This is a genomic window from Shewanella sp. SNU WT4 (genome assembly GCF_006494715.1).
Taxonomy (GTDB): domain Bacteria; phylum Pseudomonadota; class Gammaproteobacteria; order Enterobacterales; family Shewanellaceae; genus Shewanella.
Map to the genome: position 1 here is coordinate 1,074,015 of NZ_CP041151.1, position 12,391 is coordinate 1,086,405.

Genomic DNA, 12,391 nt, shown 5'->3' on the forward strand with positions numbered 1-12,391 from the left:
ACTCATTATGAAACTCTTTAATGTCAAACATTGTATTAAGCAATGTCTTATGACGCTTATTCTTGTTTGTGTGTCACACAGCGTCAGTGCTCGCGATCTGGAAGAAGTCAAAAAGGCAGGTGTGCTGCGTCATTTAGGCATTCCTTACGCTAATTTTGTGTTTCGTTTCAGTGAAGACGATCAAGTTAGTTACAGTGGTTTAGATATCGAGTTGATGCAGGGGTTTGCTAAGTATATTGGCGTTGATTATCAATTTATTGCCGCGAATTGGGGCAATGTGTTTGGTAAGCTCACCGGCCAACATGGAAAATTCATCAATCATCAGGTCAAGCTTGGCCACAGACAGGAAATTGAAGGCGATGTCATGGCCCATGGTGTGACCATACTCGATTGGCGCCAGCAACTGGTGGATTTCTCTGATGACTATTTTCCATCAACCGTATGGCTAGTGGCCAAAACCTATTCTGACTTAACGCCTATCACACCCACAGGCTTACTCAAAAGTGACATAGTGAAGGTCAAGGGCATGCTTTGCGGTAAAAATGTATTGGCCATGAAGCAATCGTGCTTAGACCCTGATCTTTATAATCTGCATGAAAGCAAAGTTAACATCATTTGGCCGACTCAAGAATTGCAGTTAAATGAAATGGTGCCCGCCATGCTCAATGGTGAAGCCGAAGCTACTCTATTAGATTTGGCAGACTCTTTAATTGCACTACAAAAATGGCCTAACCAAATTAAAGTCATAGGCCCCATTTCTGAAGAGCAGCGCATGGGCGTGGGATTTAGAAAAAATTCTCCGAAGTTAAGGCAAGCATTTAATGATTACTTGCAACAAATTCGCCGAGATGGCACTTATTTAGCCTTGGTTGAAAAGTATTACCCAAGTGTATTTAATTATTACGAAAACTACTTCGAATCAGTCATAGAAAAATCAAATAATGAACATTAAAAAATGGTTGAATAGTCGCACGGCTATTATTGGCGCAGGCATGTTATTAACAGCTTACTTAATGTTAATACTCGCGGTTGCCAATTTAGGTCAGAGTAAATTACAAACATCGCAAAGCAGCATGATGCAGCTTAAAATTAATAGCTATGCGAATAATTTAAGTTTGTTTTTTGATGCTAATGCCACCAGTCTTGCTAATTTTGCTGATGATAGTGTTATTAATACTTATTTTTCTAATCGCGCTGCGGGTATGTCGCTGCAGTATGGCTTGGGTTCAAGTTTATTTGAGTTGAATAAAGGCTTGGAGCAGTTCATTAGCAGCCGAAAAATAGAAACACTGCCTATTTATGATCGCATCACTATTATTGGTATTGATGGCACTGTCATTGTTGATACGCTTGATAATATTCCATTTGAATCTGAACCTTTGTCGCTAAAACAGCTCGCGAGTAAGCCGTTTAAAATTCTGGTGTCCTCGCACGACGGCATCCCTGAAATCAAACATGTTCATACCATTTATTATCAATATAAGGCCGTCGGGCTATTGGTTGCTGAAGTTAATAATGACGTGATTATCCGTCAGTTAACCATGCAAGAGCACCAAGGTTTTGGGAGTCGCTTAAAGTTAGTGACTCCGACAGCTCACTTATTAGTGTGGGATTCTCTTAAGCATGATCATCATGGTGACTATTGGGAAACGGATTCACATGCTAAAGAATTAGATAAACATATTTATTTTGAAGAAGTCGTCAGTGGCACGCCGTTAAAGTTGATTAGCTGGTTTGCGCCATTAAATGAGCAAGATATCTTTACCTCGGCTTGGTTTATTGTCGCTATTTCGCTATTAGCATTGCCTGTGCTCTATGGTTTGAGCATGTTGATGCGAATTAATAATGCCAACATAGTATTGCAAACTGAAGTTGAATTATCCGCCGATCAGCACATAAAGTTAGCTGAAAAAAATGTCTTATTAAGTAATGAAATCACCAAAAGAATAGAGTCTGAGAAAAGGTTAGAATACCAAGCAACTCATGACGAGTTAACTGGACTTGTGAATCGAACCTACAGTATTCAGCAACTTAATAATGCCATTATTCGTGCTCAGCGTAATAATGATCAGGTATTAGTTATCTTTTTAGATTTAGATAATTTTAAGCAGATTAACGATACCGTTGGCCATCATGCTGGCGACATTTTATTGCAACAAACCAGTGAGCGCTTACTCAAAGTCGTGCGAGAGAGTGATACTGTGTCACGCTTTGGTGGTGATGAGTTTGTGGTAGTGATACCTGAGCTGCGTAGTCAAGAAATGGCTAAAATCATGGCAATTTCAATTTTGTCGTTATTTGAAAAGCCTTTCGTGATTGATGAACAAGAATTTTTTATTACTACCAGTATTGGCATGTCAGTGTATCCGCAAGATGGCGACGATGTAGCTGATTTGCTTAAGAAAGCTGATACCGCCTTGTACCGGGTCAAAGAAGCGGGTCGCAACGGCTTTAGCTTTTTTGATGACAGTATGAACAGTGATGTGCAGCGGAAGTTAGCTTTAAATGTACGCTTGCATCAAGCGCTTAATTACAATCAATTTGAGGTCTATTATCAGCCAATCATTGATTTAACCACGGGTAAAATCATAGGTGCTGAAGCCTTATTACGTTGGACAGATAGTGTCTTAGGCGTTATTTCACCGGATGAATTTATCCCATTAGCCGAGAAAAATGGCTTAATCCATCGCCTCGGCGAATTCGTACTCGATAAGGCGTGTCATCAAATGGCCACTTGGCAGCAATTTGGGCCATTAAAAATTGCGGTGAATATCTCAAGTGTGCAATTTCGCTATTGCGAGCAATTACAGGCCAAGATTATTCGAGTGCTAGCGAGTGCGGGCTTAACGGCGCATCGATTGGAAATCGAAGTTACTGAAAGCTTGCTGATGGAGCAAGATCCGCGTTTAGCCGCGATGTTCTCCTATTTCCGCAAGCAAGGGATTGAATTGTCCATTGATGACTTTGGTACTGGCTATTCATCGTTAAGTTACTTGCAAAAATTTGCCTTTGCTAAGTTAAAAATTGATCGCGCCTTTATTGACCGCATGAGCACCAGTGATTCTGATAGAGCGCTAGTGACAGCCATTTTAGCGATGGCAAAAGCCTTAGGCATGAAGGTGGTCGCTGAGGGGATTGAAGCTGAGCATCAAGCCGATTTTCTGCAGCAACATGGTTGTGAGTTTGGTCAAGGATATTTGTTTAGTCGGCCGGTTGCGGCGAATGAATTTACCGAGCTATTGCGCCAACAGGCGTAATGGCTCGGTAGTTAAGCTATGGCAAGGGATTATGCCATAGTGCGATATAAGCGCTGCATGGCTTTCGCTAACCCAGTGACATCATCTGGATTGTGGAATAAGTGAGTCGACACTCGAATGGCGTGAGTCTTGTGGGTATCATCTGCATCTAATAAGAATGAAATGGTACGAACAATGTAACCGTATTCTTTGTGTAAACGATCGCGGAATTGCAACACTAAATCGCCATCAAACTGATCGTCAAATGGGTTAAAGGTGCTTAAACCACTGGCCAGTTCACGTTCATTAGGGGCAAAGTAATGAGCGTGTGGGAAGTGACGCAGCAACTCATCTTTACACAACTCGCTTAAGTCCAGTACGCGCTTTTCAATCTTATCGCGACCGATATCATCCCACATGTGGCAAGCATCGACTAACGCGCGCTTGGCTGGGTAATTATCTTGGCCAACGGATTGGAAGCGGGCTTGCAGTACGCTAGATGACGATGATGAGTTAATACACCATAGCGGTGTTGCTCTATCATTCCAGAATTCTTTTAAACGCTCGGCATTATCGCGTATGTATAAAATACCGGTTGCGCCTGGTCCGCACTGCCATTTATGGCCAGCACCTGAATAGAAGTCACAATCAATATCGTGGAAATCTAAGTTGAGCATGCCTGGCGTATGGGCGCCATCAATCAAGGTTGGAATACGGTTAGGAATGGCGACTTCTTGACAGATACGCTTGGCAGGTAAACGGGTACCTGTGGTATAGGTCACGTGAGAGAAAGTGATTAAGCGTACGCGGCTACCATACAGCGCCACAGCATCAGCAAAAATATTCACAAAATCATCGGCGCTAATTTCGTGGTCACGAGTATGCACTGGGATAGACAGTTCAATCACTTCAACATCATAACGCTCACGCACTTGACGCAGTGGTGACAAGGCGCCGCCATGTTCATGGTGTGTGGTTAAAATAATGTCGCCCGCTTCAAATTGCAGACCATTAAGAATTGAGCACATGCCGTCAGTGGTGTTGCGGCTTAACACTAATTCGTGTTGGTCGGCGCCAAAACTATGCGCCACTTGCTTGGCTAAATCGATAGTGGGAATATTGCTCTGCCATGGGTTTTCTGAAATAGCTTCGTTATAGTCTTCAAAGTTCTCAAGCACTTGCTCTGGCATTGAACCTGAAGTGCCTACGTTCATATAAGTAGTGCGCTTATTTAGCACGAACTCTTTGCGCACTTTCTTCCAAAACTTTTCGTTAGCCTGTTGGCCATGGAAGCTAGTGGGTTGGCGCTCATTGTCACTGGCCAAGGCGGCCTGAGGAAATGCCAAGGCACCTACACCTGCTAATGTTAATCCACTGGTAGTTTTTAAAAATCGACGTCGTTCAATATTTGTGTGTTCTTGTTCCATTACACTTTGATCCATTTCATTCTCGATATTATTGTTATTTAACAAATGACATAGGTAATAACCGTCGGCAATAAGATAACCTTTTGTTAATGCTGGTTGTTAAAGATAATCGTGAAATAGGCGGGATGTTGTGCAATTAAATTTAAAAATGTGATCCTAAGCCATGTTTGGTTAATTAGTTAGCTGCTATGTATTTAAAGCTTTGACGCTCGCCAAAATATTGACTAGGTAAATAGTATGCGATGAAACTAAGTCGAGAGCTTAATTATAAGTATCAAAGCGTAAAAACCATGGTGGCAATATTTGAGTAAACATAAATATGTTGTCCGGACATATATTATTGTTAGCTGATATAGTATGCGCTAACACCTAGTAATTGAATGATAAATATTCAATTTCGAGAAATGACTTTAATACCTGCTCCAAACCAGTGTCTATCTAGACTCTTATATAAGTACCTATGCCAGTTTTATATTGGTTCTGCTATTAGTCTGATATTGGTTCTGGTATTAATTTCGACATTGGCGTTAATCTAGGTGCCAATATTTATTCATCTATCCATTGGTGCAGGCTTAGCCCTAAGCACCTAAGCCAGAATGCAGATAATAACCGCAAACAGATACAGTGATAGATTCATTAGCATGGCTGCTACGACATGTTTAGCCGCCTGAGTGAACCAGGGTCATGTGCAAAGTGATGAATGGTCAGTGTCAGTTATCGCTAGGCTAGCCAAGCCTTAAACAACAGGCAAGTGAGTGGCTAATAGTGACATAACTAATGCCAACGTACTGTATTAACAGCTACGGTATTAAAAGCTATGGATTTAGAGCGCGCCACTCAAAGCTGCAGCATTAAAAGGTAACTGATTGTTGCTATCACGCCAATTCTATTAATTATTTGGGTGTAATTTGTTAGTATCTTGACCTCAATCAACAAGTTGCGATGCGAATAATGAATAATTATAAAAAATCTTTGCTGGCCCTGAGTCTCAGCCTACTCATAAGTCCAAACCTATTGGCGGAAACCTTTAGCTTTGGCAAAAAGGGGGAAGCGCAAAGCTTAGTTTTGTTTCAAACGGCATCTAGCCCTGTGTATTCATTTACACAGTTGCCGCAGTCGACTCAAGATCAGCTGATTAAAGCTATGGCGGCCGCCGAGTTTAAGGGCGCCAAAGGTCAAATCGTTGAGCTGTTAGCGCCGGTTGGCGTTGAAACCGATAGAATTGTGGTGCTGGGTCTTGGTGGTGATGAGCTGAATATTGGTAACATTCAGGCGCTCGGCGGAAAGTTGCAGCAACAATTGGCTAAGCTGCCTAAGCAGCAAGTGCAACTCCTGGTGGATGACATCCCCAATGAAGCGCAGTTCGCGGCCAATCTTGCCCATGGCATTGAATTGTCGAGCTATCGCTTTGAGCGCTACAAGCCTTCAACTGCAGCGGTTAAGCATTATCACTTTGTCAGTGATGATACCAAGGCGAGAGATACGCATAGTCAGTTGCAAGCCGTTGAGGCCGGTGTGTTTTTAGCGCGCGATCTAACTAATACGTCGGCAGGCGATCTGTACCCTGAAAGCTTTGCCGCAGCGGCGCAAGAGCTTAAGAAGCTTGGGGTAAAAGTCACAGTATTAGATGAAAGCTCATTAATGAAGTCAAACATGGGCGCGTTATTGAGTGTTGGCAAGGGTAGTGATCGCGGGCCGCGTTTAGTGGTGGCGCACTGGCAAGGCAGTAACGATGCGCCAGTTGCCTTAGTGGGCAAAGGCATTACTTTTGATTCTGGTGGATACAATATTAAAGCCACGGGAACTTCGATTTCGCACATGAAGTCTGACATGGCGGGCGCTGCCACGATTCTTGGCACAGTCAAAGCCATGGCACTCCAAAAAGCGCCAGTGAATGTCGTGGCCATTATGCCCATGGCAGAAAATATGATTTCAGGGAATGCATTGCGCCCTGGTGATGTGGTTGCCACGGCCGCAGGTAAAACGGTCGAAGTGATGAATACCGACGCAGAAGGCCGATTAGTGTTAGCCGATGCGATTTGGTACGCGCAAGATAGATATCAACCGCGGGTGATAGTTGATATTGCCACCTTAACAGGGGCTAAGGTCGGAGCCTTAGGGCGAGAATTTGCGGGCATCTTTAGTGATTCAGACCAGTATGTGAATGAACTGACTTTTGCAGGCTCACAAGTGGGTGAGCGTTTATGGCGTTTACCACTTGATAGTAGCTTTGGCGCTGAGCTTGAATCACAAATTGCCGACCTTAAAAATACTGGCGCAGAAGGCAGCGCTGGCGCGTCATCCGCGGCGATGTTTTTAAAGGCTTTTGTCAACGATGGCCAAGATTGGGTGCATCTTGATATTGCCGGAAATGCATTAACTTCCAAGCCGTTAGCGGTTGCCCCTGTTGGCGCAACAGGTTATGGTGTTCGCTTACTTAGCTATTGGTTAACGCAAGCGCAATAATGGCCAAGCCAGAAGATTTAGGCCTGATAGCTATCTTCTAGCAAATGGGTTGCTTAAGCGGTGAGCACACCTCACTGCCTTAAGTTACTCAATTGTCACGAGTAATCGTCGTAACCGATTGCGGCTATAGTTTTTATCCGCTTTAATTGGTTTTCTCGATTAGCTATTATGCTCATCAACGACAGGGCACTAGGTCCTGAATAATAAATTACTTAGTAAATTAAATGGAGATTTACATGACTCAGTCAATCATCAACAGCCTAATCAAGCCTTTCAAAGCCACTGCTTTCCACAATGGTGAATTTGTACCAGTGTCTGAGCAGAACCTGTTAGGCAAGTGGTCTGTAGTATTCTTCTACCCAGCCGATTTTACCTTTGTTTGCCCAACTGAATTAGGCGACATGGCTGATCATTACGAGAAGTTACAAGCCATGGGCGTTGAAGTGTATTCAGTGTCAACTGACACTCACTTTACTCATAAAGCGTGGCACGACACTTCTGACACCATCAAGAAAATTCAGTTCCCTATGATTGGTGACCCAACTGGCGCCATCACTCGTAACTTCGGCGTGATGATTGAAGAAGAAGGTTTAGCACTGCGTGGTACCTTCGTAATCAACCCAGAAGGCCAAATTAAAGTAGCTGAAATCCATGACTTAGGTATTGGTCGTAGCGCTTCTGAGTTAGTACGTAAAGTTCAAGCGGCTCAGTATGTAGCAGCTCACGATGGTGAAGTATGTCCTGCTAAATGGCAGCCAGGTGAAGCGACTTTAGCTCCATCGTTAGACTTAGTTGGTAAAATTTAATTTTCCACTAGTTAACTAGATTCATCATTCTCCTAAGGCCCGGATCTCCCCTAACTATCCGGGCTTTTTTTTTCTGTTGTGTATTAGACATTTTCGAATATTAGGAGTCATCATGTTAGATGCGAACTTAAAACAACAACTGCAAACTTATTTACAAAATCTCAAGCGGCCTGTTGAGCTGCTCGTATCGGCTGACGATGCTCCAAAGAGCCTAGAAATCATTCGCTTAGCAGACGATATTGCCTCCTTATCTGCCTTGGTGACTGTTAAACGTGTTACCAGTCAGCGCACGCCGTCAATGCAAGTTATCAGCCCAGACACTGGCAGCAATATTAGCTTTGCTGGTTTACCTATGGGACACGAATTCACCTCGTTAGTGTTAGCACTGCTGCATACGGGGGGGCACCCAATCAAAATTACTGCTGAGCAGATAGCGCAAATTGCGAGTCTGCAAGGCCAATTCAAGTTTGAGACCTATGTGTCTTTAAGCTGCCAAAACTGCCCTGATGTAGTGCAAGCTATCAACATGATGGCGGCGATTAACCCTAACATTACCAACGTAATGATTGATGGTGCCTTGTTCCAAGAGGAAGTGACCGAGCGCAACATCATGGCCGTGCCTTCTGTGTATTTAAATGGCGAAATTTTTGCTCAAGGTCGCATTAGCTTGGCAGAAATGCTCAACCGTTTAGATAGCGGCGCCGAGGCTCGTCAAGCCGAAGCCTTGTCAGAAAAAGCGCCTTATGAAGTGTTAGTGATTGGCGGCGGCCCAGCTGGCGCATCAGCAGCTATCTATGCCGCACGTAAAGGTCTGCGTACTGGCGTGTTAGCCGATAAATTCGGTGGCCAAGTATCTGAAACTGTGGGCATTGAAAACTTTATTTCAGTGAAAGCAACCGAAGGCCCTAAGTTAGTGGCCAATCTTGAAGCTCATGTTCGCGAATATGACGTTGAGATCATGGACAACCAAAAGGCCGTGTCTTTGAAGCAAGACGGTTTATATCAGGTTGAACTGGCGAACGGCGCAGTACTGAAAAGTAAAACCGTATTACTGGCTACCGGCGCCCGCTGGCGCGAAATGAATGTGCCTGGTGAGAAAGAATACCGCGGTAAAGGTGTGGCTTACTGCCCACATTGCGACGGCCCATTATTTAAGGGTAAGCGCGTTGCGGTAATTGGTGGTGGTAACTCAGGTATTGAAGCCGCCATTGATTTAGCCAACATAGTTGAGCATGTGACTGTGCTGGAATTTGATAGCAAGCTGCGCGCTGATGACGTGTTGCAACGTAAAGCCGCCTCTATGGGTAATATCACCATTATTACTCAAGCTATGACTACCGATGTGGTGGGTGATGGTCAGCGCGTTACCGGCTTAAACTATACCGATCGCGCCACCAATGAAAGCCATCATGTGGCCTTAGCTGGTATCTTCGTGCAGATTGGTTTAGTACCTAACAGCGAATGGTTAAGAGGCACCATTGAGATGACAGCTCGCGGCGAAATTATCGTTGATAATCATGGCCAAACTTCTCTGCCAGGTGTATTTGCGGCAGGCGATGTGACCAATTCTGCTTATAAGCAGATTATTATTGCCATGGGTAGCGGCGCAACAGCATCTTTAGGCGCCTTTGATTATCTTATTCGTAATAGTTAATCAGCGATTCGCTTAACTCAATAAAACCACAAGGCCCATTTAGGGCCTTGTTTGTTTTTGGCGCTTAGCTTTTGGGGCTAAAGCGCCTGAATTTTTGCCATAAAAAATGGATTAAACCAAAGAGGTATAAGGTGATTACATAAGGCGCGGTTAACAAAGGCAAGCTCGATTTAAACCAAAGCTCAGCAGTCATCACTAAGCCAAAGGTCATTAGTAAGGCTACTAATGACCATAGGGATTGCCGCCAACTTGGTATATAAAACACTTGTCCTATGGCCATAGCGGTTAATACGCAGCTAAATCCTAACAAGCCTGATGTCATGGCTGGCGTTATGCCGGTGACGTTAAAGGCAAGAAGTAAAGCGGCGCGTTTATCAGCCAGCAGTATTCCCAGCCAAATCATGGCGCCACTTATGGGATTATTAAGTAGCATCACCTGCGCAATATTATTAAAGAGGGTGGATATACATGCTGCCATTAATTGCGACATGCTTATCTGAGTGATGGTATCTGCGACTGAACCGCCAGTTATGGCTGGCGTGATAGCGGGTATTAAGTGCAAGCCATCTATTAATAGCAAAGCTAACCAAGTGGTTAGCACAAAGGGACCCGTGGATGCGGCAATAGCCAATGGCCGCAGACTGCGCGTAAAGAGGGCGGTAAGTTCAGTGCTAACGATAGCGCTAAGGATAAGATAGCCCCAGAGAGTCTGGCTAGGTTGCAGAAAAGTCGTTAAGGCTAAACCTGTGAGCGCGCCATTAAAGCCATACAGGCCTGAAATAATCATATCGCCATCAAAGCGGCGAAAATGGGCATAACTGTTAGCGACTAAGGTTGCGATAAGCGCGCCAAATAAAAGCAGCCAATGATGGTTGAGCCAAGCGTTATAGCTAATCGCTAATAAAAATAGCAACCCAGTCACAGGTTGCTTAATAAAGAAAATCTGGCTCACGCTAACAAGCGTAGTGGTATAAAAATCACGAGACATATTGGCAGCGGCTCAGGTTTGGCTAGTTGTTTGTGGTGCTTATTGTTTTGGAGCTGGGTTTTGGTACTTCTGTTGTGATTTAGCTTTTATTGCTACTGCGGTGAATTGGGCGGTTGTTTTGAGTTACTAAGGCGGTTAGCCATAGTTAGCCCCAGCCATACGGCAATAAATCCAAGCACTAAGCTAATAATGACATAACAGAGTGACACTAACATGCCGCCAGGTTGCATGCTTTCGTGCGCCACGCCATAGGCAAAGCTTGAAAAGGTCGACATACCGCCAAGCGCGCCTGTGCCAAAGAGTAAGATGACATCATCGGATAAGTTTTGTAAGCGATGGTGGGCGGTGGCAAGCCCCAGCAGAAAAGCGGCAATCACGTTTGCCACCAGAATATCTAGCGGAAAACCGTTATGCATACTTGGGATCAGCAGCATAATAAATTCTCGCACCATGGCGCCAAAAGCGCCGCCAAGAAAAACCAAAATCATAGTGCTGTACATAGTGCTCCCCTAAATACTCGCAAGTGCAATGCCTAAAAATGCCGCCATCACCCCAGCCACTGTCGATAACAACAGATACCCTAACGCTTTAGCCATGTGACCTGCTTCAACGTATTTAAGGGCGTCCATTTGCATTGAGCTAAACGTGGTATAACCGCCTAAAATACCTGTGATGATCAAGGCATTAAGCGGCTCGCCGAATCGCGATTGCCAGTGGATACTCATAAGTACCGACAAGAAAGCAATCACAAAGGCGCCGGTGATATTGAGGCCAAAAGTCGCTATGGGGAAACTAGAAGAAAAGCGCGCCGCAACCCACTTACCGACTAGCCAACGTATTACAGTCCCTATGCCGCCACCTATCCCTACCCACATTACATCTAACGCAGTCATAGTGTGCTCCAACATTGACTAGGCTTGCCTTTGGTTCTGCTTATTGCCGTTAGTTAATCGGCATGAGTAACGTTACTTGTGCGCGCGAATGTGCTTTGGCGGCTTACACTCAATTGGGGATTTTAGTATCGACTAAGGCTTTAGCATCTAGGGCGCGGCACTGCTCATCACTTTTACCGTATTGAATCAAAGTGGCTTCATCGCCTTTGGTCCAAAGGGTTAAATTTTGAGCCTCATATTTAGCGCCAGAGGCAGCGCGAGTCAGCAGTGCTATTAGCTGCTCATCACTTTGGCCTTTAGGTAATAGATTGATAACGGCGGCTGGTACTTCAGTGTCATTGTAAAAATACACTTCCAGTTGGGCTTGATTGCATTGGTAAAATACCGGCGCTGGTACCACAACTTTGCCGCTGGCAATTTGCAATTCAGTGATGCGGCTTTGGTAGCTATCGTTAATGCACTGACCTAAGTTATCGCTTTTCCAGCAGTCGTTGCGGCCTTTAATCCAACCGCGCTGAATCGCTTGGGCGCTTGATTGCTCGGCGCCTTTAAGTTGACTGAGTAAGTGGCTAAAACTGTCATTGAGCTTGCTATCTAATTGCTGTAATTCAGGATGTTGGCAAATATACTCTTCAACAGTCCCTTGGGCTTTACTGCAATCAAATGCGGCGGCATTAGCATTAACACTACACAGTAGGCTGGTGGCGATAAGCGCGATAGATGAAACGGATTTGAGCATTGCACACTTCCTGAAAGGGGGGAGATAGTTCTTTAGACTAGCAAACGGCCGTTATAATGCAATCGCCCTTTAAGAGCCTAAAAAGATAAAAATGAAGGTATTTTTATCTTTCACTTTGCTTAATAAGTGCGCGTATTTATTGAGCCTGCGGCCAAGCTTAAGGCCGACTTTGGCGCCCCGTT

Annotated in this window: 10 protein-coding genes; 5 read left to right on the forward strand and 5 right to left on the reverse strand. The window is 44.4% G+C overall.

Annotation, left to right across the window (positions count from 1 at the left end; all coding sequences use genetic code 11):
• The first annotated feature begins 49 nt into the window (after window positions 1–49).
• Together FJQ87_RS04885 and FJQ87_RS04890 are read left to right on the forward strand one after the other, a co-directional pair.
• Window positions 50–952, forward strand: coding sequence for a transporter substrate-binding domain-containing protein (locus FJQ87_RS04885; RefSeq protein WP_240778838.1), 903 nt, complete (start codon window positions 50–52; stop codon window positions 950–952).
• A complete protein-coding gene (locus FJQ87_RS04890) occupies window positions 942–3,257 on the forward strand; it encodes a bifunctional diguanylate cyclase/phosphodiesterase (RefSeq protein WP_140931065.1) in 2,316 nt (771 codons plus the stop codon). Before FJQ87_RS04885 ends, FJQ87_RS04890 begins: the two co-directional genes overlap by 11 nt.
• Before the next feature lie 29 nt (window positions 3,258–3,286).
• Here the strand turns inward: FJQ87_RS04890 and FJQ87_RS04895 are convergent, their stop codons facing one another.
• The gene (locus FJQ87_RS04895) at window positions 3,287–4,678 is read right to left on the reverse strand and encodes an aminotransferase class V-fold PLP-dependent enzyme (protein WP_240778839.1); all 1,392 of its coding nucleotides are present in this window, start codon (window positions 4,676–4,678) and stop codon (window positions 3,287–3,289) included.
• Between the two features lie 936 nt (window positions 4,679–5,614).
• On the opposite strand from FJQ87_RS04895, the gene FJQ87_RS04900 reads away from it, so the two are divergent.
• The 3 genes from FJQ87_RS04900 (at window position 5,615) to ahpF (ending at window position 9,589) form a co-directional block, all read left to right on the forward strand.
• On the forward strand, window positions 5,615–7,129 hold the full coding sequence (locus FJQ87_RS04900) for a leucyl aminopeptidase (RefSeq protein WP_140931067.1): 1,515 nt from the start codon (window positions 5,615–5,617) through the stop codon (window positions 7,127–7,129).
• Between the two features lie 236 nt (window positions 7,130–7,365).
• Window positions 7,366–7,935, forward strand: a complete 570-nt coding sequence (gene ahpC, locus FJQ87_RS04905; protein ID WP_140931069.1) for an alkyl hydroperoxide reductase subunit C — start codon at window positions 7,366–7,368, stop codon at window positions 7,933–7,935.
• A 112-nt stretch (window positions 7,936–8,047) separates the two neighbouring features.
• Complete coding sequence (gene ahpF / locus FJQ87_RS04910) at window positions 8,048–9,589, forward strand: alkyl hydroperoxide reductase subunit F (RefSeq protein WP_140931071.1); 1,542 nt, start codon at window positions 8,048–8,050, stop codon at window positions 9,587–9,589.
• Window positions 9,590–9,653: 64 nt separating this feature from the next.
• Here ahpF and FJQ87_RS04915 read toward each other — a convergent pair whose 3' ends face one another.
• The 4 genes from FJQ87_RS04915 to FJQ87_RS04930 form a co-directional block, all read right to left on the reverse strand.
• Complete coding sequence (locus tag FJQ87_RS04915) at window positions 9,654–10,577, reverse strand: urea transporter (RefSeq protein ID WP_140931073.1); 924 nt, start codon at window positions 10,575–10,577, stop codon at window positions 9,654–9,656.
• 92 nt (window positions 10,578–10,669) lie between these two features.
• Window positions 10,670–11,077 carry a CrcB family protein gene (locus tag FJQ87_RS04920; protein ID WP_140931075.1) on the reverse strand — a complete coding sequence of 136 codons (408 nt, stop codon included), beginning with the start codon at window positions 11,075–11,077 and terminating at the stop codon, window positions 10,670–10,672.
• Between the two features lie 9 nt (window positions 11,078–11,086).
• Window positions 11,087–11,470, reverse strand: coding sequence for a fluoride efflux transporter CrcB (crcB, locus tag FJQ87_RS04925; RefSeq protein WP_140931077.1), 384 nt, complete (start codon window positions 11,468–11,470; stop codon window positions 11,087–11,089).
• A 109-nt stretch (window positions 11,471–11,579) separates the two neighbouring features.
• On the reverse strand, window positions 11,580–12,209 hold the full coding sequence (locus FJQ87_RS04930) for an MliC family protein (RefSeq protein ID WP_140931079.1): 630 nt from the start codon (window positions 12,207–12,209) through the stop codon (window positions 11,580–11,582).
• Between the last annotated feature and the right edge of the window lie 182 nt (window positions 12,210–12,391).

What these genes read in the sequence shown, in the direction of transcription:
- FJQ87_RS04895 (WP_240778839.1), bottom strand. Translation starts at nt 4,678, where the DNA reads ATGGATCAAAGTGTAATGGAACAAGAACACACAAATATTGAACGACGT.
- FJQ87_RS04885 (WP_240778838.1), top strand. Translation starts at nt 50, where the DNA reads ATGACGCTTATTCTTGTTTGTGTGTCACACAGCGTCAGTGCTCGCGAT.
- ahpC (WP_140931069.1), top strand. Translation starts at nt 7,366, where the DNA reads ATGACTCAGTCAATCATCAACAGCCTAATCAAGCCTTTCAAAGCCACT.
- FJQ87_RS04900 (WP_140931067.1), top strand. Translation starts at nt 5,615, where the DNA reads ATGAATAATTATAAAAAATCTTTGCTGGCCCTGAGTCTCAGCCTACTC.
- crcB (WP_140931077.1), bottom strand. Translation starts at nt 11,470, where the DNA reads ATGACTGCGTTAGATGTAATGTGGGTAGGGATAGGTGGCGGCATAGGG.
- FJQ87_RS04930 (WP_140931079.1), bottom strand. Translation starts at nt 12,209, where the DNA reads ATGCTCAAATCCGTTTCATCTATCGCGCTTATCGCCACCAGCCTACTG.
- FJQ87_RS04915 (WP_140931073.1), bottom strand. Translation starts at nt 10,577, where the DNA reads ATGTCTCGTGATTTTTATACCACTACGCTTGTTAGCGTGAGCCAGATT.
- FJQ87_RS04920 (WP_140931075.1), bottom strand. Translation starts at nt 11,077, where the DNA reads ATGTACAGCACTATGATTTTGGTTTTTCTTGGCGGCGCTTTTGGCGCC.
- ahpF (WP_140931071.1), top strand. Translation starts at nt 8,048, where the DNA reads ATGTTAGATGCGAACTTAAAACAACAACTGCAAACTTATTTACAAAAT.
- FJQ87_RS04890 (WP_140931065.1), top strand. Translation starts at nt 942, where the DNA reads ATGAACATTAAAAAATGGTTGAATAGTCGCACGGCTATTATTGGCGCA.